The sequence below is a fragment of the Deinococcus aquiradiocola genome (assembly GCF_014646915.1).
GTDB lineage: Bacteria > Deinococcota > Deinococci > Deinococcales > Deinococcaceae > Deinococcus > Deinococcus aquiradiocola.
This window is the reverse complement of sequence record NZ_BMOE01000001.1, coordinates 337968-362072: the sequence shown is the minus strand read 5'-3', so window position 1 is coordinate 362072 and position 24105 is coordinate 337968. Positions and strand designations below refer to the sequence as shown.

Below are 24105 nucleotides of genomic sequence, written 5' to 3'. Positions count from 1 at the left end.
CAAGACGCCCGCCAAGGCGACCGGCAAGGCCGCCACCACCACGGCCACTGATGCCGCGCCCGCCAAGGCCCCCAAGACTCCTCGCAAGGCGGCCAGCAAGGGCAAGGCGAGCGCCGCGCCGGAAACGACCGTGAACCCCTTCCGGAACGGCATGCGCCGCAGCCGCGCGCCCGAACCGGCCACCCTGGTGATCTTCGGAGCGACGGGCGACCTGTCTCGCCGCAAGCTGCTGCCCGCCGTGTTCGGCCTGTGGCAGGACGGCCTGCTCGGCAGCGCCTTCAACATCGTGGGCGTGGGCCGTCAGGAGATGACGGACGAGCAGTTCCGCGACTACGCGCTGGAAGCCCTGAAGACCAGCAAGGAGACGGACGCCATCCAGCCGGGTTCCCTCGAGAAGTTCCGGGACCTGCTGTACTACGAGTACGGTGACTTCGCGACGGACGAAGTGTACGACCGGGTCGGCAAGCAGCTCGACGAGGCCGAGAACGCGCACGGCGGCCGCAAGAACGCCGTGTTCTACCTCAGCACGCCGCCCAGCCTCTTCGAACCGATCAGCAACGGCCTGGGACGCCTGGGCCTGCAGGACGAGTCTGAAGGCTGGCGCCGCATCATCATCGAGAAGCCCTTCGGGACCACGCTGGAGAGTGCGCGCCGCCTGAACGACGTGATTCACGCCGTCTGGAACGAGTCGCAGGTGTACCGCATCGACCATTACCTCGGCAAGGAGACGGTGCAGAACCTGATGGCGATCCGGTTCGGGAACGCGATCTTCGAGCCGCTCTGGAACCGCAGCTACGTGGACCACATCCAGATCACGGCCGCCGAGGATCTCGGACTGGAGGGCCGCGCCGGGTACTACGAGGAGGCGGGCATCATCCGCGACATGCTGCAGAACCACCTGATGCAGCTGTTCACGCTCGTGGCGATGGAGCCGCCCGTCGCCTTCGACGAGGGCGCCATCCGCGACGAGAAGGTCAAGGTGCTGCGCGCCGTGAAGCCCATCCCCGCGAGTCAGGTCCGGTACTCCGCCGTGCGCGGCCAGTACGGGCCGGGCACGCTGGCGGGCGAGCGCGTGCCCGGCTACCGCGAGGAGCCGAACGTCGCGCCGCAGTCCAGCACGCCCACCTACGTGGCGATCAAGCTGGAGGTCGACAACTGGCGCTGGCAGGGCGTGCCGTTCTTCATCCGGACCGGCAAGCGCCTCCCCAAGAAGGTCACGGAGATCGCCGTGGTCTTCAAGCGCCCCCCGCTCGGCCTGTTCCCGGGCGGCCTGGAGCGCAACGTGCTCGCGTTCCGCATCCAGCCGGACGAGGGCGTCAGCCTGAAGTTCAGCAGCAAGACGCCCGGGCAGGAGAACCAGCTGCGCGAGGTGACGATGGACTTCCGCTACGACGCGTTCGGCGCCGGACTGGAAAGCCCGTACTCGCGCCTGGTGCTGGACGCCATGCTGGGTGACGCGACGCTCTTCCCGCGCGAGGACGAGGTGGATCACGCGTGGCAGCTCGTGACGGGCATGCTCGAAGCGTGGGAAGGGAAGCCCGCCGAGGAATTCCCGAACTACGCGGCCGGCAGCTGGGGTCCCGAAGCGGCCGACGAGCTGATGGGCCCGGACCGCCGCTGGAGAAGGCTCTAAAGCACGGGAAGCGGGGGCAGGAAGCGATGCGGCCTGCCCTCTGCCCTTCACGACACGAGGAGGACATATGCCAGAAGCCATCCAACTCCGGCCCCTGGGGCCGGTCCATACCGACGTGAGGCACGTCCAGACGGCGCTGGATACCCTCTGGGACGAAGCGCAGATCGAGACGCGCGCCTACACCGGCAACATCATCGCACTCACCACCAGCCGTCACCTGCGCCGCGTGCAGGACGCCCTGTCCGGCCTGGAGGGCCGTTACGCGGGCCGTCAGATCGTGGGCGTCATGGACGGCAACGAACTGATCGGCGTGCAGGTGAGCCTCGTGCCTCAGCAGGGCCTGTACGTGGAGCGCGTCATCCTGAACGCGAACCCCGAACAGCTGCAGGGCGCGATCCTGCCGCTCATGCGGCCCGCCACCATCAACCACGTGTGGTGGGCGGCCGACGACGCGCCGGGCGGCGCGCTGCTGCGCGAACTGAAGGACATCGCCGATCAGGTGATCGTGGACAGCCTGAGCCTCGACGTGCCGCCGTCCACGCACTACTCGCTGGCGGACCTCGGCTGGAGCCGCTCGGCCGGGTGGCGTGAGGCGCTCGCGCAGATCTTCGACAGCCCGGACGCGGCCGCGCAGCTTCGGCACATCCGGCAGCTGAAGGTCGCGTACGCCGGGGACAACGACCTCGCCGCGCGCCTGTTCGGCGGGTGGATCGCGCACACGCTCGGCTGGAAGGACCTGGGCCGCGTGGAGTTCGTGGCCGGGCACTGCCCGCGCGAGAACGGCGACCTGTGCCACGTGGAACTCACCGGGCCGGACGTGCGCTTCTCGCTGGAGACGGAAGGCAAGGAGATGTGCCGCATCCGCGCGGAGTTCAGCGGCATGGACCGGCAGACGGAGGTCGTCATTCCGCGCATGAGTCTCTCGGAGGGCCTGGAGCGCGTCATGAGTCACCCGGAGCGCGCCGTGGTGTTCGAGGCCGCTTGGAAGCTCGCGCACGCCAGCCTGGACGTGAAATGAAGGTCCTCGTCTCCCCCACCCCGGCCGACACGGCCCGCCTCGCGGCCGAGCACCTCGCGCGCGCGGCGGCGGCCGCCATCACGGAGCGCGGCGCGTTCAGCGTGGCCCTGTCCGGCGGCAGCACCCCGAAGCTCATGTACGCGGCCCTGCGCGACCTGAACGTCGACTGGTCACGGGTGCACGTGTACTTCAGCGACGAGCGCAGCGTCGGGCCGGACAGCGCGGACAGCAACTACCGCACCGCGAAGGACGGCCTGCTCGCGCACGTGAACGTCCCCGAGGCGCAGGTGCACCGCATGGAGGGCGAACGCGACCCGCATCAGGCGGCCGCCGACTACGCCGCGCTGCTGCCGGACCGGCTGGACCTCGTGCTGCTCGGCATGGGCGACGACGGGCACACCGCGAGCCTCTTCCCGGACACGGACGGCCTGAAGGCGGGCGGGCGCGTCACGGCCAACTGGGTGCCGAAACTGGACACGTGGCGCCTGTCGTTCACCTTCGAGGAGATCAACGCCGCGCGCGAACGCTGGCTGCTCGTGACGGGCGCAGGCAAGGCGGGCGTGCTGCGCGAGGTGCAGGACGGCATGGGCGGCGTGGACGGGCACCCGGTCGCGGGCGTGCACGACGCCGTGTGGTACCTGGACACGGCGGCCGCCGCACAGCTCAGCCTCTGAACTGACGGCGCACGCCACACCTTCCTCTTCACTTTCGGCTCCTGCCTTCCTCCGGCGGGAGCCGTTTGCTTTACACTTCCCCGCATGACGTCTGCCCGCGACCTCCTGTCGGCCCTGGCGCTGGAGCTGGGCTTCGAGGTGACCGGCTGGACGGACGCCGCCCCCCGCACCGGCGAGGTGGACGCGTACCGCGCGTGGCTGGACGGGGGGCGGCACGGGAGCCTGGAGTACCTGCCGCGCCAGCTGCCGCGCCGCGCGGACCTGTCCTCGTCGCTGGAGGGCGCGGGAAGCGTGCTGGTGCTGGGCGTGTCGCACGCCTTCGCGCCGCAGGAGGTGCCCCCGGGTGGGGTGCGGCTGGGGCGCGTGGCGCGGTACGCGTGGACGCCCGACTATCACGCGCAGCTGGAACCGCTGCTGGACGTGCTGCGCGCGGAGGCGCTGACGCTGGGCGTGCGGGCGCGCGGGTACGTGGATCACGGCCCGGTGCTGGAGCGGGCGCTGGCGGGCCGCGCGTTTCCCGGCTGGCAGGGCCGGTCGGGCATGCTGCTGTCCACGTCGCTGGGGGCGTTCACGACGCTGGCGGTCCTGCTGACGGACCTGAGCGCCCCGCCGCCCGCGCCCGCCCACCCGGACCGCTGCGGGCGCTGCACGCGCTGCGTCACGGCCTGCCCGACGGACGCCATCGGGCCGGACCGGCTGGTGGACGCGCGCGTGTGCCTCTCGGCGCTCACCATCGAGCAGCGCGGCCCCGTCCCGTGGGCGCTGCGGCCGCGTCTGGGCGAGTGGCTGTTCGGCTGCGACGTGTGCAGCGAGGTGTGCCCGTGGACGGTGCGGGCAGGCCCGCTCGCGCAGCTGTTCGTGCCGGACGCGGAGCTCGCGCACCCGGACCTCACGCGGTTCTTCGGGGTGTCGGAACGGGAGTTTCAGCGGCAGTACGGGCACACGGCGTTCTCACGGCCGCGCCGCAAGGGCATGGCGCGCAACGCCGCGTACGTGGCGGGCAACCACCCGGACCTGACGGGGCGGGCCGTCATGGACCTCGCCGCGCAGGATCCCGCGTGGGAGGTGCGCGAGGCGGCCGCGTGGGCGTACGGACGGCACGGGCTGATCTCCGGGCTGGAACACCTGCGGCACGACCCGCACGAGGACGTGGCGCGCGCCGCCGTCCGCGCACTGGAGGAACACGGTTAGTCAGGGATGCCGGAAACGGTGTCGCCGTCCCTTCCTGGGCAGAACAGCGCCCTGCGGAACGTCTGCCCGCTGCGGTCGCCTCAGGACCGTCATCTCTGGTGGTTGCGGCCGGGCGGCGGCTTCGCATTCAGCTCCGTCCGGAATGACCCGTGCTGCGGCGCCCGCCCGGCCGTTTCTCAAGCGTTCCGTAACGTTACCGGCCCGTTCGGCGGATGGCGGCCCGGCAGCCTGCCGCCTAGACTGGACGTGTGACCTCCCGCCTGCCCCTGCCCCTCCAGCTGCCGCTGCTGATCGTCGGTGCGGCGCTCGCCACGAGTGCCGCTCCCGCCACGAGCACCTCCATTCCCGTGTACCGGCCGACCGTCGTGACGCGCACGCCGCACGACCCGGCCGCCTTCACGGAGGGCTTCGAGCTGAACGGCGGCGTGCTGTTCGAGGGGACCGGGCTGGAGGGGCAGTCGGACGTGCGCCGCACCACCCCGGCGACCGGAGCCGTCACGCTCAGGCGCACGCCGCCGGTGGACGGCGTGTTCGGGGAAGGCATCACGGTGCTGGGCGGGCAGCTGTTCGAGCTGACGTGGCAGGACGGTCTGGCGTTCGTGTACGACGCCGTGACGCTCAAGGAGACGGGCCGCTTCCGGTACACCGGCGAGGGCTGGGGCCTCACGAACGACGGGTCGCGCCTCGTCATGAGCGACGGGAGCAGCACCCTGACGTACCGCGACCCGCGCACCTTCGCGGTGACGCGCACCGTGAAGGTAATGGCGGCGGGCATGCCGGTCGAACGGCTGAACGAACTGGAGTTCGCGGGCGGCTTCATCTGGGCGAACATCTGGCTCACGAACCGCATCGCACGGATCGACCCGAAGACGGGGCGGGTGACGGCGTGGCTGGACGTGTCGGAACTGAGCCGCGAGGCGGCGGACGACACCGTGAAGGCGGGGCGCACGCCGACCTTCGACGACATCCCGAACGGCATCGCGTTCAACCGGGCGCGCGGCACGCTGCTGCTGACCGGGAAACGCTGGCCGACCGTGTACGAGGTGCGCGTGCCGGGCCTCACGCCCGCTCCCTGACCACACAGGACGGGGGGGCCGGGAAGCGGTTCGCTCCTGGCCCCCTATCTGTTTATCCGGCGCCCCGGCCAGCCTTACGGCAGGTGAGGACCCACGGCGGCCCAGATGCGGTCCGAGATCTCCCCTTCCGGCCGGGTGGCGTCCAGCGTCAGGAAGCGTGCGGGATCCGCCTGCGCGAGCGCCTGGAAGCCCGCACGGACGCGCTCATGGAAAACGAGGCCTGCCGCCTCGATGCGGTCCGGCGTGCCGACCCGCGCGGCGCGCGTCAGGCCGGTGGCGGGGTCGAGGTCCAGCAGGACCGTCAGGTGCGGCAGCAGTCCGCCGGTCGCGGCGTCGCTCACGGCCCGCAGGTGCCGCAGGTCCAGGCCGCGCCCATACCCCTGGTACGCGTACGAGGAGTCCACGTACCGGTCGCAGACGACCACGCCGCCCGAGGCCAGGGTGGGGCGCACGACCTCACGCACGAGCTGCGCGCGACTCGCGCTGTAGATCAGGAACTCCGTCATGGGGTCCATCAGGCTGCGCGTGTCGAGCACCAGGGCGCGCAGCTGCGTGCCGATGTCGGTCCCGCCCGGCTCGCGCGTCAGGACGGGCGTGACGCCCGCCGCCTCCAGCCGCGCGGCGAGCAGGCGCAGCTGCGTGCTCTTGCCCGCTCCTTCCGGCCCTTCCAGCGTGACGAAGAGACTCACGCGGGCGCCCCGCACGCGCACGCAGGACGGGTGGGTGGTCGGCGCCTCACAGGCCGGTGGGCAGGTGCAGGAACTGCCACGGCAGACCGAACTGCTCCTCCAGCCTCGCGGCGAGGGCGCGCACCCCGAAGGTCTCCGTCTCGTAATGCCCGGCGTACACGACGTTGATGCCCAGCTCGAAGGCGTCGTGGAAGTGCTTGTGTTCCGGCTCGCCGGTCAGCAGGGTGTCGAGGCCCAGCTCGGCCGCCTGCGTGATGTACTCCGCGCCGCTGCCGCTCACGATGCCGAGCCGGTGCACGCCCGTCCCGCCGCCCCCGCCGTGCACGAGGCAGATCTCGCCCGTGAGTTTCTGCACGCGTTCCGCGAAGTCCTGCAGCGTCAGCTCGTACGGCAGTTCGCCCATCTGGCCGATCCCGAAGGCGGGCCGGGCGTTCTGCAGGCTGAGGGCGAACGCCATCATGGCGTTGTTCCCGACCTCCGGGTGGGCGTCCAGCGGCAGGTGCGAGGCGTAGATGCTGAGCCCGGCGTCCAGCGCGGCCTGCAGGCGGCGGCGGTGCGGTCCGGTCACCATGAGCGGCTTGTTCCAGAAGAGGCCGTGGTGCACGATCATCAGGTTCGCGCCGCTGGCGATGGCGTCCTCGATGCTGCGCTCGCTGGTGTCCACGCTGGCCGCGACGCGCGTGACGACACTGTTGCCTTCGACCTGCAGGCCGTTGTTGCTCCAGTCCTTGAAGTCGGCGGTCCGCAGGTACGTGTCGAGCCAGGCGGTCAGTTCGGTGAGCGGGACGCCGCGCTTGGCGGGCGTGGGGGTGTCCTGGGGGGTCGGGTCGGTCATGGCGCTGATTGTAGTGTGCGGGCCGCGCGCGTCACCGGGGCGCGGCTCCTGTTCTGGCGCGGGTGACGCGGCCCCACACGCGGGGCCGGAGTGCGGATCAGTGGCCGAGGATCTTGCTGAGGAACTGCTCGGCGCGCTCGTGGCCGGGGTTGGTGTAGAACTGTTCGGGCGTCGTGTCGACCACGATGTTGCCCTGGTCGAAGAACACGACGCGGTCGGCGACCTCGCGCGCGAAGCCCATCTCGTGCGTCACGACGAGCATGGTCATGCCGCTGCCCGCGAGGGTCTTCATGACGTCCAGCACCTCCTTGATCATTTCGGGATCGAGGGCGCTGGTCGGCTCGTCGAACAGCATGATCTTGGGGTCCATGGCGAGGGCGCGCGCGATGGCGACGCGCTGCTGCTGCCCGCCGGACAGCTGCGCGGGGTACTTGCCTGCCTGCTCCTCGATGCCGACGCGGCGCAGCAGTTCCAGGGCGCGCGCTTCCGCCTGCGCTTTCGGCTGCTTGCGGACGCGGGTGGGGGCCAGCATCAGGTTCTGCAGGACCGTCAGGTGCGGGAAGAGGTTGAAGCTCTGGAAGACCATGCCGACCTCGCGGCGGATCAGGTCGAGGTTCTGCCCGTCCTTGAGTTCCACGCCGTCCACGGTGATGGTGCCCTGCTCGTGCGGTTCGAGGCGGTTGATGGTGCGGATGAAGGTGCTCTTGCCGCTGCCGGACGGCCCGATGATCACGACGACCTCGCCCGCGCGGACGTTCAGGTTCACGCCCTTCAGCGCCTCGAAGCTCCCGTACCGCTTGTGGACGCCGCTCGCCACGATGATGTCGGGAGTGTCGGAAGGCAGTCGGGACGAAACGGGCTGGGTCATGGGCCAGAGTTTACCGCGGCGCGCGTCACGACGAAGCCCCCCGCCCATGAGGACGAGGGGCCGCCGGACGTTCGGAATCCCGGTCAGGTGCCGAAGCCGACCGGATGCGCGCCCTCCCAGCCGCCCAGGACGTGCACGTGCGTGTGGAACACCTCCTGCCCGCCGCCCGAGCCGACGTTCACGATCAGGCGGTAGTCGCTCAGGTGCTCCCGGGCGACCCGGACGGCCGTGAGCCACAGGCGGCCCATCTCGCCCGCGTCCGTGATCTCGTCGACGCGGGCGCTGACGTGCTTGGGAATGACGAGCAGGTGCACGGGCGCTTTGGGAGCGATGTCGCGGATGGCGATATAGTCGTCGTCCTCGTACACGATCTGGCTGGGGATCTCGCGGTCGATGATGCGCTCGAAGAGGGTCTTGTCGGGCATGAGGTCACTGTACAGGGAAGCGGGCGGCATGGACGCAGCGCGCGTGAGCGGCCCTTGTGAGGCGAGGCGCAGGGCGTGTGGACCTTGAGACAACCCTGAAGGAACCCTGAGGAAACCTTGCCGTGAACATCCGCCCGGCGCGCGGGCGCATATACCTGTGTGAGCAACGAAGCGGGCCCACGCATTCCCAGGCCCGCCACAAGGAGCACATCATGAGTCACGAACAGACCCCCCTGAACCGCCGCGCCGCGCTCGGCACCCTCACCAAACTCGGCCTCGGCACCGCCGCCCTGGGCCTCATGAACACGGCCGGGACCGCCGGTGCCGCGCCCGCCAAGGACATCGACCCGGCCGTGCTGAACTTCGCGCTGAACCTGGAGTACCTGGAGGCCGCGTTCTACCTGGCCGCCGTGGGCCGCATCGGTGAGCTGCGCAAGATCGGCGGCGACGCCCGCATCCTGCTGCCCGCCGGTCTGGACGAGAGCACCGGCATGATGTTCAAGGACAGCACCGTGCAGGCCTTCGTGAAGGACATCGCGGAGGACGAGCTGAGCCACGTGAAGTTCCTGCACGCCGCGCTCGGCAAGTCGGCCGTGGCGCGCCCCGTGCTGGACCTGAACAAGGCGTTCCTGGCGGCCGGTGAGGCCGCGTCGGGCGGGGCCATCAAGGGCTTCAACCCGTACCTGAACGAGCTGTTCTTCCTGCACGGCGCGTTCATCTTCGAGGACGTGGGCGTCACGGCGTACAACGGCGCGGCGACCCTCATCACGAACCCCGCGTACCTGCAGGCGGCGGCGGGCATCCTGGCGGTCGAGGCGTACCACGCGGGCGCCATCCGCACCCTGCTGTACCAGCAGCGTCAGGTGACGGCCGCGGCCGGCCTGTACGTCGGTCAGGTCGTCGGTGCGATCAGTGCGCTGCGCGCCAAGGTGGGCGGCGGCAAGGACGCGGGCCTGACGGACAACATGGGCGCCATCATCGCGCCCGCCGACAAGAACGGCGTCGCGTACGGCCGCAGCACGAACGAGGTGCTGAACATCGTGTACCTGGGCGGCAAGGGCAAGGGTGGCTTCTACCCGAACGGCCTGAACGGCGCGATCAAGTAAAACAGACGGATTCCGGGCAGGTGCGGCGCTGCCGTTCCCGTTCGGACCGACCTGAAATACCCCCCGTCCCTCGCTGGGATGGGGGGTATTTCGTGCCTGTGTACGGCGTGGTGGGTTCAGGGTTCGCCGCGCAGGAGGCGCTGCACGCCCTGCACAGGGGTGAGGGTGCCGTTCAGGACGGCGTCCCGGCAGTCCTGCAGGGTGCGGGGGTCGTGCCGGGCCTGGAAGGTGCGCCACGCGGCCTCGCGGAGCAGGTCATCGAACCAGCCGAGCAGTTGCGCCTGCCTGCGGTCTTGGAGGTGCGGGGCGGTGGCGGCGCGGTGGTCCTGCAGGGCGTCCCACAGTTCGGGGAGGCCCGCGCCGGTGAGGGCGCTGACCTGCACGGCGCGTGGCGTCCAGGTGGCGCCTCTGGGGGTGAGGAGGTGCAGGGCGGCGTTCAGTTCGCCCTGGGCGCGGTTGGCGGCGGCGGGGTCGGTGTCGGCCTTGTTGACGACGCACAGGTCGGCGAGTTCCATGATGCCGCGCTTGATGCCCTGCAGTTCGTCTCCGGCGTTGGGGAGGGTGAGGAGCACGAAGGCGTCGGTCATGGCGGCCACCTGCGTTTCGGACTGGCCGACACCGACCGTCTCGACGAGGATCAGGTCGTACCCGGCGGCCTCGCAGAGGGTGATGGCTTCGCGGGTGCGGCGCGTGACGCCGCCGAGCGTGCCGCCGGACGGGCTGGGGCGGATGAAGGCGCGGGGGTGCACGGTGAGGCGCGGCATGCGGGTCTTGTCTCCCATGATGCTGCCGCCGGTGCGGGCGCTGCTGGGGTCCACGGCGAGCACGGCGACGCGGTGTCCCCGGTCGGCGAGGAGCGTGCCGAGCGCCTCGATGAAGGTGCTCTTGCCGACGCCGGGCACGCCGGTCAGGCCGACGCGCAGGCTGCGGCCCGCGTGGGGGAGCAGGTCCGCGAGGAGAGATTGGGCCTGCGTTTCGTGGTCGGGGCGGGTGCTTTCCGCGAGGGTGATGGCCTGCGCGAGCGCGCGGCGGGAGCCCTGCAGGAGCGGCGCGGCCAGCGGGTGCAGCGAGGCGGTCAAGGGTGGTCCCGGCGCGTCAGGGCGCGCATCGTCCGGCCTTCACGGCGGCCGCGTCGCGCAGGAGGCGTTCGGCGGGCGTGGTGAAGAACTTCGCGCGGTAGCCTTTCTCGGTGAGGGTGTTGCCGCGCGCGGTAAGGGTCAGGTCGTACAGCAGGCCCACGAAGCCGCTCCCGGTGAGCTTCGCGCTCTGCAGGGCGCCCCTGGCGCTGTAGTACTGCGTCTGGCGGGCGGTGTTGTCGGGGATGAGGCGCACGTAGCGCAGGACGCGGAGGGTCCCGGCGCTGTCCTGCAGGGCGGTGTACCCGGCCTTCTGGCAGGCGGCGCCGAGCGGCAGGGGCCGCAGGACGGGCGCAGTGGCGGCAGTGGCGGTGCTGCCGAGCACGGCGGCGAGGGCGGCGGCGACGAGGCGGGAGGGTCGGTGACGCATGCGGTTCAGTGTTCCACACTCCTCTGTGACGCGGTGAGAGCGGCCCTCTTCAGGGGCAGGGGGCGGGCGCGTTGAATGCCACCTCGGGCAGCGGCGTGATCCACGTCCAGAACGGCGCGAAGGGGTAGCCGGGGCCTTTCACGCGGCGCTCGTCGGCCCGGAGGACGTTCCCGGCCGGGCCGAAGTACACGCGCGTCTCGACGGTGGTGCCGTTGGTGGCGCCCGCCTCGATGAGCGTGAAGGCGAGGCGCGTTTCGGGCGTGAAGTACTCGGTGACGGTGAGCGCCTGATCGCCGGTCCCGCCGGTGAAGGCGTACCTGCGGACGCGTCCGGCCGCGTCACGCCACAGGGTGCGCGTCCCGTCGGGCGCGCCGGGGCAGCTGAAGTCCCGCCGGAACTGCAGCAGCGCGCCCTGCGCGGCGAGGTTCACCACGTCCGCGTACGTCTGCCGCACGGCCTGGATGGCGGCGGGCGTGGCGTCGTACGTTCCGGCACGGGCCTCGCTGCCGCTCAGGATGGCGAGCAGCAGGGCGAGGCGGGCGGCGCGGCGCATGTCAGGCGTGGCGCTGCGCGAGCAGGTCCAGCACGGCGCGCGCGCTCGTGAGGATCGGCGTGCCGGGACCGAAGATGCCCGCCACGCCCTGTTCGCGCAGGAACGCGTAGTCCTGCTGCGGGATCACGCCGCCCGCGATGACGAGGATGTCGCCCGCCCCCTCGGCCTGCAGGGCGCGCACGAGGGCCGGGATGAGGGTCTTGTGGCCTGCCGCCTGGCTGGACACGCCGATGACGTGCACGTCGTTCTCGATGGCCTGCCGGGCGGCCTCCTCCGGCGTCTGGAAGAGGGGGCCCATGTCCACGTCGAAGCCGAGGTCCGCGAAGGACGTCGCGATGACCTTCGCGCCGCGGTCGTGGCCGTCCTGGCCCATCTTGACGACCAGCATGCGCGGGCGGCGGCCCTCGCGCTGCGCGAAGGTCGTGATGTCGCGCTGCAGGGCCTCGAAGCCCTCGTCGCCGTCCATGCCCTGCGCGAACACGCCGCTCACGGTGCGGATCTCGGCCGCGTGCCGTCCGTACACGCGTTCCAGCGCGCCGGACACCTCGCCGACCGTGGCGCGCGCCCGCATCGCCTCGACGCTGAGCGCGAGGAGGTTGCCCTCGCCGCTGCGGGCGGCGTCCTCCAGGGCCTGCAGGGTGCGCTGCACGGCGTCCGGGTCGCGTCCGGCGCGGATGCGGCCGAGCAGCGCGACCTGCGCCTCGCGGACGCTGTCGTTGTCGATGTCGCGCACCTCGGTGACAGTCACCTCGGTGGGCCGGTAGCGGTTCACGCCCACGATGACGTCCTCGCCCCGGTCGATGCGGGCCTGTTTGCGGGCGGCGCTCTCCTCGATCCGCAGTTTCGGCAGGCCGGACTCGATGGCGCGCGCCATGCCGCCCAGGCCTTCGACCTCGCGGATCAGGTCGCGGGCCTGCGCGGCGAGGTCGTGCGTGAGGCGCTCCATCATGAAGCTGCCGCCCCAGGGGTCGACGACGCCGGGAATGCCGGTTTCCTCCTGCAGGATGAGCTGCGTGTTGCGGGCGATGCGGGCGGACGTCTCGGTGGGCAGGCCGATCGCCTCGTCGAAGGAGTTGGTGTGGAGGCTCTGCGTGCCGCCGAACACGGCCGCCATCGCCTCGATGGCCGTGCGGACGACGTTGTTGTACGGGTCCTGCTCGGTGAGGCTCCAGCCGCTCGTCTGGCAGTGGGTGCGCAGGGCGCTGCTGAGGGGGTTCTGCGGCGAGAACTGCGCCATGAGTTCGGCCCACAGGAGGCGAGCGGCGCGGAGTTTGGCGACCTCGGTGTAGAAGTTCATGCCGATCGCGAAGAAGAAACTCAGGCGCGGCGCGAACTCGTCGACGTGCAGGCCCTTGCCGAGCGCGGCACGCACGTACTCCAGGCCGTCCGCGAGGGTGTACGCGAGTTCCAGTGCGCCGTTCGCGCCCGCTTCCTGCAGGTGGTAGCCGGAGATGCTGATGCTGTTGAATCTGGGCATGTGGCGGGCCGTGAATTCGATGATGTCCGCGATGATCCGCATGCTGGGCGCGGGCGGGTAGATGTAGGTGTTGCGGACCATGAATTCCTTGAGGATGTCGTTCTGGATGGTGCCGGACAGCTGGTCAAGCGCCGCGCCCTGTTCCTGTCCGGCCACGATGTACGCGGCGAGGACGGGCAGCACGGCGCCGTTCATGGTCATGGAGACGGACATCTCGCTGAGGGGGATGCCGTCGAAGAGGACCTTCATGTCCTCGACGCTGTCGATGGCGACGCCTGCCTTGCCGACGTCGCCGGTGACGCGCGGGTGGTCGGAGTCGTAACCGCGGTGCGTGGCGAGGTCGAAGGCGACGGACAGGCCCTTCTGTCCGGCGGCGAGGTTGCGGCGGTAGAAGGCGTTGCTTTCCTGCGCGGTGGAGAAGCCCGCGTACTGCCGGATGGTCCAGGGGCGGTGCGCGTACATGGTGGCGCGCGGGCCGCGCGTGTAGGGCGGCAGGCCCGGCAGGGTGTGGATGTCGAGGCCCGCGAGGTCCTCGGCGGTGTAGAGGGCCTTGAGGGTGAGGCCTTCGGGCGTGGCGCGGTTGAGCGTTTCGGGTTCCTGGCCGCGCAGGTCCTTGCGGGCGAGGGCTTTCCAGGCGGCGAGGTCCGGGCCGGGGGTGGGTCGGGTCGGGTCGGTGTGCGGGGCCGGGGGGGTGCTCGCGTCGCTGCGGGTCATGGGGCCTCCTGGGGGGCAGGGTTCGGTGGGTCGCGGGTGGCCGGGAGGCCGGGCGTGGCGCGGTGGGTCGGAGTACGGCCATCATAACGAACGTTCGGCGCGGGCCGCAGGTGCGGGGCGTGTTCCCGCGCGCGTGACCGCTGCGGTCCGGGCGACGGAAGCTGGATGGGGAACGGAAGCTGGATGGGGACTGGAGAAACCTTCACATTGTACGGTTTCACTCATCTGACCTGCAGGGTGGGCTCTTGAATGGTCGGGATTCAGCTCCCCGGTCCGCGCCTCCCTGTTGTGCACCTCATCTGCCTTCGGCCTTCGCCCCCTGTGCCCGGGTTCGCCCGTGGGCCCCCTGCGTCCTGATTCACCCTGGAGGTTCCATGAACAATGCCCTGAAGATCGCCGCTGTCGCCGGGAGTCTGCTGCTCGGCAGCTGCGCTCCTGCCCTGCAGGCTGCCACGACGGCTGCCGCTCCCGGTCGCCTGAGCGTCGCGCAGCCCGCGCCGGACGTGACGGCGGGCACCCTGAAGCTCAGCAGTCCGCAGTTCGCGGACGGCGCCGTGCTGCCGATGGAGCAGGTCGGGTCCGGCAACGGCTGCACCGGCATGAACGTCTCCCCCGCCCTGAACTGGAGCGGCGCGCCCGCAGGCACCGTGAGTTACGTGCTGACCACCTACGACCCGGACGCACCGACCGGCAGCGGGTTCTGGCACTGGGTGACGTTCAACATCCCGGCCACGGCGGCGGGCCTCGCGAAGGGTGCGGGTTCGGCGGGCGGGACCCTTCCGGCGGGCGCGGTCATGCTGAACAACGACGGCGGCACGTCCGGCTACACGGGCGCGTGCCCGCCGGTCGGGAGTGCCCCGCACCGCTACGTCTTCACGCTGTACGCGCTGAACCGGACGCTGGACCTGCCTGCGGGCGTCAGCCCGGCGTACGTGGGCTTCAACCTGAACGGGTCGACGCTCGCGAAGGCCAGCATCACCGCCACGTACAACCGCTGACCCTGTCCTGAATCCGTTTTCTGTCGCTGCCCGGCCGGTCTGGCCGGGCAGCGCTCTGTTCTGGCGGGCTGGGCCCTGGGGTGAGTGACGGTGAGCGTCTGGTGATTCCGGTGGGGGGGGTCGTCGCTGCAGGGGCAGTCGTCGAACATTAAGACCCGGATATGAATTAATTCACAGCTTTCGAACACAACCCAGACGCGCCTCATTTGACCGACAACGAAAGCTTTTGCGTGCATATCGCTGTCGTTTTGAAGGAAACTGCTGCATAACAAAAGTTGTCTAGATTGCTCGGCACGAGGACTCACAAAGCCCGTGCTATTCATATCCCCGTACAAATACGAACAGGTTTTGAAGTGCCCGCCCCGTTCCACGCCCCCGCCAGGGGACATGGACGGCCGCTCTGTTTCTCCATCATCCACTCCCCGGAGGCACCAGAATGAACGGACGCATCGCCAGCATTACCCTCGGACTCAGCCTGCTCCTCGCCGCCTGCGGTCAGTCCACCACGACCCAGACGCCCGCGCAGACCCCCGCCGCCCAGGCCCCCACCGCCGGCAGCGAAGTCAGCGCCGCCCGCCCCGCCCCGAGCGACAAGCTCATCACGGTCGACCCGGCCCGCGCTATCCCCGGACAGTACATCGTGGTGCTCGAAAAGAACGCCATGACCGGCAGCATCGGCACGCAGTCCCTGGCGGGCCTGAGCCTCGAAGCGCAGGCACAGCGTCTCGTCAGCACCCTCGGCCTCGACGCGCAGGGCGTCACCGTGCAGCAGGTGTACACCGAGGCCCTGAACGGCTTCGCGGGCCGCCTCAGCGCCCAGAACCTCGCCACCCTCAAGGCCGACCCGCGCGTCAGGTACATCGAGCAGGACCAGATCATGAAGGCCGACGCCACCCAGAGCGGCGCCACCTGGGGCCTCGACCGCATCGACCAGCGCAGCCTGCCGCTCGACAGCAGCTACACCTACCTGAACACCGCCACCAACGTCACCGCGTACATCGTGGACACCGGCATCAACGTCAGCAACACCGACTTCGGCGGCCGCGCCAGGGTCGGCAACGACCAGATCGGTGACGGCCAGAACGGCATCGACTGCAACGGCCACGGCACGCACGTCGCCGGAACGGTCGGCGGCAGCAAGTACGGCGTCGCCAAGGGCGTCAAGCTCGTCGCGGTGCGCGTCCTCGACTGCAGCGGCAGCGGCAGCAACAGCGGCGTGATCGCGGGCGTCAACTGGGTCGCCAGCAACGCCGTGAAGCCCGCCGTCGCCAACATGAGCCTCGGGGGCGGCGTCAGCCAGGCGCTCGACGACGCCGTGACCGCCGCCGTGAACAAGGGCGTGACCTTCGCCGTCGCGGCCGGCAACGACAACGTGGACGCCTGCACCAGCAGCCCGTCGCGCGCCGCCGCCGCCCTCACGGTGGGCGCCACCACCAGCACCGACGCGCGCGCCAGCTTCAGCAACTACGGCACCTGCCTCGACATCTTCGCGCCCGGCCAGAACATCACCAGCGACTGGATCGGCAGCACCACCGCCACCAACACCATCAGCGGCACCAGCATGGCGACCCCGCACGTCGCGGGCGCAGCCGCCCTCGTGCTCGGCGCGAACCCCGGCTACACGCCCAGCCAGGTCGCCACGACCCTCACCGGCAACGCCACCACCGGCAAGGTCACGGGCGCCGGAACGGGCAGCGTCAACCGCCTCCTGTACACCCAGGCGCTCAGCCTCCCTGCCAGCGGCGGCACCGGCACCACCACCACGTACACCGGCAGCCTGAGCGCCACCGGCAACGCCGCGTACGCCCCCAGCAGCAGCGGCTTCAGCTACGCGGGCGGCACCCTGACCGGCAAACTCACCGGCCCCAGCAGCGCCGACTTCGACCTGTACCTCCAGAAGCTCAGCGGCACCACCTGGAGCGACGTGGCCAGCAGCACCAACAGCGGCAGCACCGAGAGCGTCAGCTCCAGCGTCGCCAGCGGCACGTACCGCTGGCAGGTGTACAGCTACAGCGGCACCGGCTCCTTCAGCCTCACCGAAACCAAGTAATACGGTTTTGAGCTGAACTTTTAGAGTTCAGCCGAGCGAAGCGAGCACCAACAAGTACGGTTTGGAGGAGGTGGAAGGGATGTCGGTGCTGTTTCCGGCATCCCTGGAATCGGATCAAAACCGTATAACGACACATGCAGCAGGCGGGCCGCTCCGGACTGGGAGCGGCCCGCCTGCCTGTCACCCGGCAGGATCAGCGATCCGGTTTCAGGTGTTGGGGAGGGTGACGGTGAAGGTCACGGTGGCCTTGCCGTTCGTGGTGCCGCTGCGGGCGGGGACGTCCACCTTGACGAGGACGTTGCCTTCGGCGCTGCGCGTGACGGGGCCCGTCACGGTGCCGCGCCCGTCCACGCCGTACTCGGTGAGTTCGAAGCGGGTGGCGCGGTCCTTGGCGTTCTCCAGGGTGTACGTGACCTTCACGACGGTCGCCTCGGTCTTGGTGCCCTTGTTCTGCACGGTGGCGGTCGCGGCGCGCACGTACTTCAGGTCGGGGTCCGTGCCGAGGTTCAGGTCCACGGCCGTGTTCGCGGAGGTGGTGTCCACGTTCACCTGACCGACGAGGCGGCCGTCCTCGCGCACGGTGACGGGACCGGCGGGCAGTTCCGTGTCGGCCTTGAGGCGGTACCCGCGGTTCAGGTTGCCGCGCGCCCCGCCGGTCGAGAAGCCCATGCCCGCCACCCCGAAGCGCTCGAAGGTGGTGATCTTCGGGTTCAGGAACGGGAGGCTGACGCTGCCGTTGGCGGGCAGCAGGAACGCGCCGTCCAGGCCGTACCGGTACAGGCCGCGCATCTCGCCCATGCTGCTGACCTTCGGGGCGGGGGCGGCGCTCGCGGCCGCGGCCACGTCGAAGGTCTGCATGCGGGCCGCGTAGACGGGCATCTGGTTGCCTTCCAGCTGCACGTCCCCGGCGTACAGTTCGGCGGCGTTCACGTTGAAGGCCTGCTCGGACGCGTTGCGGATGTCGGCCAGGGCGCTCAGGGCGGCCGTGCTGCCCGAGAGCTTCAGGGTGTAGCGGGGCGTCCAGCTGAGGGCGCGCGTCAGGTACGTGAGGGTGGGCGTGCCGGTGGCCGCGCCGATCACGTTGAAGGTCGCCTGCCAGCTCGGGGAGAAGGGATTCTCGGGCGGCTGCACGTCGTACGCGAGGTTCTGCGCCTGCACGGTCCGGTACTGGCCCTGCGCGTCCCGCACGAGCAGGTCGCGGGCGCGGACGAGCGTGACGCGTTCCGTGCGGCCGTCCTCGCGCAGCGTGACTTCCTTGCCTTCCAGCGTGCCGAGCCAGTTGGCCTGCTGCACCAGGGAGCGCGACGAGACGTTCACGCCGTCCAGGTCGAGGGAGTCGGGCAGGACGGTGCCGTACAGGTTGGCGGGCAGGTTCACGCTCACCTGTCCGGCGGTGATGGTCGCCGTCTGCCGGACCTCCCCGAAGTTCGGGTAGATGCGCAGGTCGGCGGCCGTGGCGGTGCCTGCGGCGAGGAGGGCGGTGGTCGTGAGGGCCAGCAGTGACTTGGGCATACCTGGATTGTCTATCCCGCTGCCTGACGCGGCATGAGAGCCGGTCCCGGCATCATGCGGGCGTCAGCTTCACGCCCCCGCCCGGGGGGACGGGAGCGGGGCGGCGTCCGAAGGTCACGGACGCCGCCCCGCAGGGTGAGAGGATGCGGACTGCGCTTCAGACCTTGATGAATTCGTTGACGCCCAGCACGAACATCACCGCGCCGCCCACCGGCACCTCCAGCGGGTCCGCGACGAGGCCTTCGCCCTGCTCGCCCATCGGGACGCTGGGCGTGACGAGGCGCGTGCGTGCGCGGCAGGTCTTGCGGACGAGTGCTTTGAGGTCCTCCATCCGGTCGTCCTGGACGCCCAGCATCAGGGTGGTGTTGCCCTCGCGGAGGAATCCGCCGGTCGAGGCGAGTTTGGTGACGTCGAAGGCATTGTCGGACAGTGCCCGCATGAGCGACGCCGCGTCGGCATCCTGAATGACAGCCATCACGAGCTTCATGAGGGCAGTCTAGCAGACGCACGATTTCCGCCCGTTAGGGGCGCTCCCATCCGGCACTCAGCGTCCCGTGCCGTGCGTGCTCCGCCCGCACTGAAGTCAGCCTGCCATGCCATCCTTGCCGGTGTGGGTGGGCCATTCGCGGCGCAGCAGGTCGAAGCGCACCGAGTCGTACCGTTCACCCTGCCAGGACCGGGCCTCGCGCACGCGGGCGCATTCGCGGAACCCCAGGCGGCGGGCCGCGCCCAGCATGCGCGCGTTGCCGCTCCAGGTGGTGAGCGTCAGGACGTGCGCGGGCGTGTCGCGGAACGTGAGGTCCACCCAGCCGTGCAGGGCGCGCGTGCCGTACCCGCCGTTCCAGAAGGCGGGGTCGTGGATGACGATGCCGAGGTCCATCCAGCCGCCCTCCTGCGGGTCCTCCCAGGCGCGCGTGACGACGCCGCGCACCATCCCGCCGATCTCGATGACGTGCAGGTGCTCCGGCACGGGCCGGGCCAGGGCGCGCGCGGTGTACTCGGCGAGACCGAGCGGCGAGTGCGGGCCGTGGAAGTACGGGGCGTCCCAGCGTTTCCATTCCGGGTCGGGGATGCCGTGCGTCCAGCGCCACAGTTCGGGCAGGTCTTCGGGACGGCGGGGTCGCAGGACGAGGGGGAGGGTCACGGGGTCCAGTGTGCCGGACGGTCGGCGGGACCGGGGCCTCGGATGCCCCTGATGACCGGAATTGACGACGAGGTGCTGACGCTGGAGGACCTGGCGGAGCTGCTCAAGGTGAGCGACACCACCGCCTACGCCCTGGTGCGCAGCGGAGACCTGCCCGGCCGCAAGGTCGGACGCGAGTGGCGGTTCCTGAAGAGCCGCGTGTACGCATGGCTGGCCCAGGCGGGCCAGGAGGGAGACGGCATGGCGAACGGCGTGGTTCAGCGTGACGAGCACGGCGGCGAGTACAGGACCGAGAACGGACGCGAGTACATCGCCATGTGGCTGCCCATCACGCACGCAGAGAAGGCCGCGCAGCTCGCCAGAGCGGAGCGGGACGGCGTGAACGTCAGCGGCCTCGTCGCCCGGCACCTGCGCGAGTGGGTGAACGCCGACTGACCGACCCGGACTGGTCCAACCAGCCGTGAGCGGGAAGAGGGGCCGGGTGAGCAGTGCACGCGGCCCTTCCCCTGTCTGCCTCTCGCGGCGTCCTGGCCTACTCGCCGAAGGTGAAGGTGTGGCCGGTCGCGTCCACCGTGACGGTCCCGCCGCCGCTCAGGCGGCCGAACAGCATGAGGTCCGCGAGGGGTCGGCTGACCTCGCGTTCGATGACGCGGGCGAGCGGGCGCGCGCCCATCGCGGGGTCGTACCCGAGCTGTGCGAGGCGGGCGCGGGCGGCGGGGGTGACGGTCAGGGTCACGCCGCGTTCCGCGACCTGCGCGGCGAGGGCCGCGACGAACTTGTCCACCACCTGCCCCATCACGTTCCCGGCGAGGGGCCGGAAGGTGAGGATGCCGTCCAGGCGATTGCGGAATTCGGGCGTGAAGGTGCGCGTCACGGCCTCCATCATCTGCCCGTCCCGCGCGACGGGCGAGAAGCCTACGGCGGGGCGGGACGCGTCGGCGGCGCCCGCGTTGGTGGTGAAGAGGATGATCAGGCCGCGCCCGTCGACCTTCTTGCCGGTGTGATCGGTGAGGGTGCCGTGGTCCATGAGCTGCAGGAAGACGTTGTACACGTCCGGGTGGGCCTTCTCGATCTCGTCGAGGAGCAGCACGGCGTGCGGGTGGCGGGAGATGCCGTCGGTGAGGAGGCCGCCCTGGTCGAAGCCGACGTAGCCGGGAGGCGCGCCGATCAGGCGGGACGCGGTGTGCGCCTCCTGGTACTCGGACATGTCGAAGCGCAGCAGTTCCAGCCCGAGGCGTTCGGCGAGCGCGCGGCTCAGTTCGGTCTTGCCGACGCCGGTCGGTCCGGCGAGCAGGAACGCGGCCTGCGGGCGGCGCGGGTCGCGCAGTCCGGCGCGGGCGAGCTTCACGGCGCTCGCGATGGTTTCGGTGGCGGCGTCCTGGCCGTACACGCGGGCCTTGAGGTCGGTTTCGAGCGTGGCGAGGCTCTGCACCTCCTCGGCGCGGACGGTGCCGAGCGGGACGCGCGCCATGCGGGACACGGTCTCCTCGATGTCCTGCACGGTGACGGTCTTGCTGCGCCTGCTGCCCTTGCGGCGGGCGCTGTACGCGGCTCCGGCCTCGTCGATCACGTCGATGGCCTTGTCCGGCAGGTGGCGGCCGGTCAGGTGTCGGACGCTGAGCGTGACGGCGGCCTCCAGGCTCGGCGCGGGGTACTTCACGCCGTGGTGCTCGGCGTACCGTCCGGCGAGCCCCCGGAGGATCAGGAGGGCGTCCTCGGCGCTGGGTTCCGGCACGTCGACCGTCTGGAATCGGCGCCACAGGGCGCGGTCGCGTTCCAGGTGCCGGACTTCGGCGGGCGTGGTGGCGCCCAGCACGCGCAGGCGTCCGCGGGCGAGGGCGGGCTTGAGGAGGTTCGCGGCGTCCATGCTGCCGCCCTCGGTGGCGCCCGCCCCGACGAGGGTGTGCAGTTCGTCGATGAACAGGACGCTGTTCTGACCGTCGAGGGCCGCGAGGACCGCCTTGAGGCGCGCCTCGAAGTCGCCCCGGTAGCGGGTTCCGGCGAGGAGGGCGCCCATGTCGAGGGCGTACACCTGCGCGTCCTGCAGGAAGCCGGGCACGTCGCCGTTCACGATGGCCTGCGCGAGGCCCTCGGCGATGGCGGTCTTGCCGACGCCGGGTTCGCCCACCAGGACGGGGTTGTTCTTCGCGCGGCGCGCGAGGATGTGCGTCACGCGTTCCAGCTCGCGTTCCCGGCCGATGACGGGGTCGTAGCGGCCCGCGCGGGCGCCGTCCGTGAGGTTCTCGGCGTACTGCGCGAGCGGGTCCTGCACCTCGCCTTCCGCCTCGGTCGGCGTATCTGTTGCCGTGGCGGCGCCTTCGTCGGTGCCGCGCGTGCGGCGGGGCGCGTCGTGACCGGCGACTTTCGCGCGGCCGTGCGACAGGAACGCGAGCACGTCGAGCCGCGTGACGCCCTGCCGTTCGAGGGCGTAGCGGGCGGGGCTGTCCGGCACGTCCAGCAGTTCCGCGAGGACGCGTTCACCGCCGAGCGCCTCGCTGCCCTTCCCGGACGCCTGAAGCTGCCACATGGCTTCCTGCACGACCTGCTGCACCGCGAGCGAGAATTCCGGCGCGTCCCCGACCACCTCGAAGTCCTGCACGGCGCCGCGCAGGTCGCGGTCCAGGCGGGCGAGGTCCGTGCCGACGGCGAGCAGGGCCGCGCGCGTCTGCGGGTCGTCCGTGAGGGCAAGGAGCAGGTGTTCGAGCGTCACGAACTCGTGCCCGAGGTCGGCGGCGAGGTCCGCCGCGCGCTGCAGGGCGGCCTGCAGGGCCGCGCCGATCACGCGTCACCGTCCGGTTCGACGGTCAGCGCGAGCGGGTGCCCTTCCTGGCGGGCATGCGTGACGACCTGCGCGGCCTTCGTTTCCGCGATCTCGCGGGTGTACACGCCCGCCACGCCCTGCCCGCGCTGGTGGACGGCCAGCATCACGGCCTGCGCCTGCGCCTCGTCCTGCCGGAAGTACCGCCGCAGCACCATCACCACGAAGTCCATCGGGGTGTAATCGTCGTTCAGCAGCAGCACCCGGAACATGCGGGGACGCGCGAGGTCCGTGCGTTCCAGCGTCTGGGTGCCGCGTTGGGGGTTCTGCCGCGTCATGCAGGGATGGTAGCGCCTGCACCGGCGCGCGGCAGGGAGGACCGTCACGAAGCGCCGGACATTGAAAGCCAGCTCCCATGCGGGGCGCGGCGGGTGCGGTAGCGTCCCTGCATGAGCGACACCGCAGTCAACGTGCAGGCCATGATCGTCCCCAAGCCCGAGTTCGTGCAGGACGTGGAGCGTGAGATGCTCGCGATGGTGCAGGCGAGCCGTCAGGAGGAAGGCTGCCTGAAGTACGACCTCCTTAAGGAAGAAGCGGAGGGCGGCGTGCGCTACCACGTGCAGGAGCGTTACCGTGACATGACGGCCGTGCAGGCGCACCGCGACAGCGAGCACTACAAGGCGTACCGCGCGAAGGCCGGCGACTGGTTCGCGGCCGCGCCGGTCGTGGTCGTCCTGAAGGACGTGGACGTGCGCCAGGCCTGAATGCCGGACGCAGGGTTCACGAGGCCCGGACGGGGTGCGCCAGTTGGCGGATGCCGTCCGGGTTTCCTTGTCGCTACACTCCGCGCATGTCTTCATTCAGGATTCGTGCGGCGATCCCGGCCGACCTTCCGTCCCTGGTGACGCTGTTCAACGTGGCGTCGCCGGATCACCCGACGTCGCTGGAGCTGCAGCAGCACCGGGAGCGGCACCGCCGTCCGGACCTGCACTTCCGGCGCGTGGTGGCCGTCCAGGACGGGCCGTGGGGGCAGGAGGACGGCGGGATTCTGGGCGTGGCCACGAGTGCCGCGCAGGAGTGGTCCGGTGACGTGGGGCGGCTGGTGGTGGCCGTCACGGTCCACCCGGAGCGGCGCGGGCAGGGCATTGCCCGCGCCCTGTACGACGACCTGATCGGCGGCCTGCCCGGCGGGACGCGGCACCTGATGAGCGTGGTGCGCGAGGACCGCACGGACGCGCTGACCTTCGCGGCACGGCGCGGCTTTCAGGAGGTGGCGCGCGAACAGGACGTGGCGCTCGACCTGAAGGACCTGCGCAACGACGGGCGGGACGAGGCGTTCCGGCGGGCCGCGGCGGGCGGGTACGTGCTGGGGACCTTCGCGCAGCACGCCGCCCGGGTCGGGGCGGACCGCGCGTGGGAGGACCTGTACGCGCTGGACCTCGACGCGAGCCGCGACGTGCCGCTCGCGCCGGGCGACTCGCTGAACCACCCGCCGCTCGCCCGGTACCGCGAGACGCAGGAGGGCCGCCCGGACTTCGACCCGGACCTCGTCTTCGTGGCGGAGCGGGACGGGACGCTGGCCGCCCTGTCCGAACTGCACCCCTCCCCCACCCCGGACCGCATGGGGACCGGCTTCACGGGCGTGGGCCGCGAGCACCGGGGACACCGGCTCGCGTGGGCCCTGAAGTACCTCGCGCTCGAAGAGGCCGCGCGGCGAGGCGTGGCGCGCGTCACGACGACCAACGCCTCGGACAACCTCCCCATGCGGCGCATCAACGAGGGGCTCGGGTTCCGGCCGCTGCCCGCGCACCTCACGCTGCACGCCACGCTGCCCTGACCGCACGCGCCGGGAAAGGCACGGGCAGGGGCTATCCTTGG

The 24105-nt window shown here is 70.9% G+C and carries 24 protein-coding genes; 11 read left to right on the top strand and 13 right to left on the bottom strand.

From position 1 onward, the window contains the following. Positions 1-130 precede the first annotated feature (130 nt). The 5 genes from zwf (at position 131) to IEY33_RS01650 (ending at position 5592) form a co-directional block, all read left to right on the top strand. The gene (gene zwf, locus IEY33_RS01670; RefSeq protein ID WP_229670740.1) at positions 131-1633 is read left to right on the top strand and encodes a glucose-6-phosphate dehydrogenase; all 1503 of its coding nucleotides are present in this window, start codon (positions 131-133) and stop codon (positions 1631-1633) included. Positions 1634-1700: 67 nt separating this feature from the next. Continuing rightward, positions 1701-2651: a glucose-6-phosphate dehydrogenase assembly protein OpcA gene (locus IEY33_RS01665; protein WP_188960482.1), complete on the top strand. Its 951-nt coding sequence runs from the start codon at positions 1701-1703 to the stop codon at positions 2649-2651. Then, on the top strand, positions 2648-3325 hold the full coding sequence (gene pgl, locus IEY33_RS01660; RefSeq protein ID WP_188960481.1) for a 6-phosphogluconolactonase: 678 nt from the start codon (positions 2648-2650) through the stop codon (positions 3323-3325). Before IEY33_RS01665 ends, pgl begins: the two co-directional genes overlap by 4 nt. Positions 3326-3409: 84 nt before the next feature. After that, entirely contained in the window at positions 3410-4516 is a 1107-nt protein-coding gene (gene queG, locus IEY33_RS01655) for a tRNA epoxyqueuosine(34) reductase QueG (protein WP_188960480.1), read from the top strand. 248 nt (positions 4517-4764) lie between these two features. After that, entirely contained in the window at positions 4765-5592 is an 828-nt protein-coding gene (locus tag IEY33_RS01650) for a glutaminyl-peptide cyclotransferase (RefSeq protein WP_229670672.1), read from the top strand. A gap of 74 nt (positions 5593-5666) precedes the next feature. Here IEY33_RS01650 and tmk read toward each other — a convergent pair whose 3' ends face one another. The 4 genes from tmk to IEY33_RS01630 form a co-directional block, all read right to left on the bottom strand. Continuing rightward, a complete protein-coding gene (tmk, locus tag IEY33_RS01645) occupies positions 5667-6281 on the bottom strand; it encodes a dTMP kinase (RefSeq protein WP_188960479.1) in 615 nt (204 codons plus the stop codon). A 46-nt stretch (positions 6282-6327) separates the two neighbouring features. Next, on the bottom strand, positions 6328-7116 hold the full coding sequence (locus tag IEY33_RS01640; protein ID WP_188960478.1) for a Nif3-like dinuclear metal center hexameric protein: 789 nt from the start codon (positions 7114-7116) through the stop codon (positions 6328-6330). 97 nt (positions 7117-7213) lie between these two features. Further along, positions 7214-7984: an amino acid ABC transporter ATP-binding protein gene (locus IEY33_RS01635; RefSeq protein ID WP_188960477.1), complete on the bottom strand. Its 771-nt coding sequence runs from the start codon at positions 7982-7984 to the stop codon at positions 7214-7216. An 83-nt stretch (positions 7985-8067) separates the two neighbouring features. Beyond that, entirely contained in the window at positions 8068-8409 is a 342-nt protein-coding gene (locus IEY33_RS01630) for a histidine triad nucleotide-binding protein (protein ID WP_188960476.1), read from the bottom strand. Between the two features lie 212 nt (positions 8410-8621). On the opposite strand from IEY33_RS01630, the gene IEY33_RS01625 reads away from it, so the two are divergent. Further along, complete coding sequence (locus IEY33_RS01625) at positions 8622-9515, top strand: ferritin-like domain-containing protein (RefSeq protein ID WP_188960475.1); 894 nt, start codon at positions 8622-8624, stop codon at positions 9513-9515. 116 nt (positions 9516-9631) lie between these two features. On the opposite strand, the gene meaB is transcribed toward IEY33_RS01625, so the two are convergent. Genes meaB through scpA form a run of 4 tightly spaced genes read right to left on the bottom strand, consistent with a single transcriptional unit; the run spans position 9632 to position 13765 of the window. Beyond that, a complete protein-coding gene (meaB, locus tag IEY33_RS01620; RefSeq protein WP_188960474.1) occupies positions 9632-10594 on the bottom strand; it encodes a methylmalonyl Co-A mutase-associated GTPase MeaB in 963 nt (320 codons plus the stop codon). A 16-nt stretch (positions 10595-10610) separates the two neighbouring features. Beyond that, the gene (locus IEY33_RS01615) at positions 10611-11021 is read right to left on the bottom strand and encodes a hypothetical protein (RefSeq protein ID WP_188960473.1); all 411 of its coding nucleotides are present in this window, start codon (positions 11019-11021) and stop codon (positions 10611-10613) included. 49 nt (positions 11022-11070) lie between these two features. Then, positions 11071-11574 (bottom strand): hypothetical protein, encoded by a 504-nt coding sequence (locus tag IEY33_RS01610; RefSeq protein ID WP_188960472.1) that lies wholly within the window; start codon positions 11572-11574, stop codon positions 11071-11073. Position 11575: 1 nt separating this feature from the next. Next, positions 11576-13765 carry a methylmalonyl-CoA mutase gene (gene scpA, locus IEY33_RS01605; protein ID WP_188960471.1) on the bottom strand — a complete coding sequence of 730 codons (2190 nt, stop codon included), beginning with the start codon at positions 13763-13765 and terminating at the stop codon, positions 11576-11578. Between the two features lie 374 nt (positions 13766-14139). Between scpA and IEY33_RS01600 the strand changes: the two genes are divergently transcribed. Together IEY33_RS01600 and IEY33_RS01595 are read left to right on the top strand one after the other, a co-directional pair. Next, positions 14140-14763, top strand: a complete 624-nt coding sequence (locus IEY33_RS01600) for a YbhB/YbcL family Raf kinase inhibitor-like protein (RefSeq protein WP_188960470.1) — start codon at positions 14140-14142, stop codon at positions 14761-14763. A 436-nt stretch (positions 14764-15199) separates the two neighbouring features. Continuing rightward, the gene (locus tag IEY33_RS01595) at positions 15200-16813 is read left to right on the top strand and encodes a S8 family peptidase (RefSeq protein ID WP_188960469.1); all 1614 of its coding nucleotides are present in this window, start codon (positions 15200-15202) and stop codon (positions 16811-16813) included. A 207-nt stretch (positions 16814-17020) separates the two neighbouring features. Here the strand turns inward: IEY33_RS01595 and IEY33_RS01590 are convergent, their stop codons facing one another. The 3 genes from IEY33_RS01590 to IEY33_RS01580 all read right to left on the bottom strand — a co-directional run bounded on the left by IEY33_RS01590 (position 17021) and on the right by IEY33_RS01580 (position 19469). Further along, the gene (locus IEY33_RS01590; RefSeq protein WP_188960468.1) at positions 17021-18325 is read right to left on the bottom strand and encodes a hypothetical protein; all 1305 of its coding nucleotides are present in this window, start codon (positions 18323-18325) and stop codon (positions 17021-17023) included. Between the two features lie 157 nt (positions 18326-18482). After that, positions 18483-18812, bottom strand: coding sequence for a cyclic-di-AMP receptor (locus IEY33_RS01585; protein ID WP_188960467.1), 330 nt, complete (start codon positions 18810-18812; stop codon positions 18483-18485). 96 nt (positions 18813-18908) lie between these two features. Continuing rightward, positions 18909-19469 carry a GNAT family N-acetyltransferase gene (locus tag IEY33_RS01580; RefSeq protein WP_229670671.1) on the bottom strand — a complete coding sequence of 187 codons (561 nt, stop codon included), beginning with the start codon at positions 19467-19469 and terminating at the stop codon, positions 18909-18911. A gap of 51 nt (positions 19470-19520) precedes the next feature. Between IEY33_RS01580 and IEY33_RS01575 the strand changes: the two genes are divergently transcribed. After that, positions 19521-19904 (top strand): helix-turn-helix domain-containing protein, encoded by a 384-nt coding sequence (locus IEY33_RS01575; RefSeq protein ID WP_188960466.1) that lies wholly within the window; start codon positions 19521-19523, stop codon positions 19902-19904. Between the two features lie 97 nt (positions 19905-20001). On the opposite strand, the gene IEY33_RS01570 is transcribed toward IEY33_RS01575, so the two are convergent. Next, positions 20002-22251: an AAA family ATPase gene (locus IEY33_RS01570; RefSeq protein ID WP_188960465.1), complete on the bottom strand. Its 2250-nt coding sequence runs from the start codon at positions 22249-22251 to the stop codon at positions 20002-20004. Continuing rightward, a complete protein-coding gene (clpS, locus tag IEY33_RS01565) occupies positions 22248-22565 on the bottom strand; it encodes an ATP-dependent Clp protease adapter ClpS (protein ID WP_188960464.1) in 318 nt (105 codons plus the stop codon). Before clpS ends, IEY33_RS01570 begins: the two co-directional genes overlap by 4 nt. A 111-nt stretch (positions 22566-22676) precedes the next feature. Here clpS and IEY33_RS01560 point away from each other — a divergent pair, with 111 nt between their 5' ends. Both IEY33_RS01560 and IEY33_RS01555 read left to right on the top strand, forming a co-directional pair. Then, entirely contained in the window at positions 22677-22991 is a 315-nt protein-coding gene (locus IEY33_RS01560; RefSeq protein ID WP_188960463.1) for a putative quinol monooxygenase, read from the top strand. An 86-nt stretch (positions 22992-23077) separates the two neighbouring features. Beyond that, positions 23078-24064: a GNAT family N-acetyltransferase gene (locus tag IEY33_RS01555; RefSeq protein WP_188960462.1), complete on the top strand. Its 987-nt coding sequence runs from the start codon at positions 23078-23080 to the stop codon at positions 24062-24064. The last annotated feature ends 41 nt before the right edge of the window (positions 24065-24105 follow it).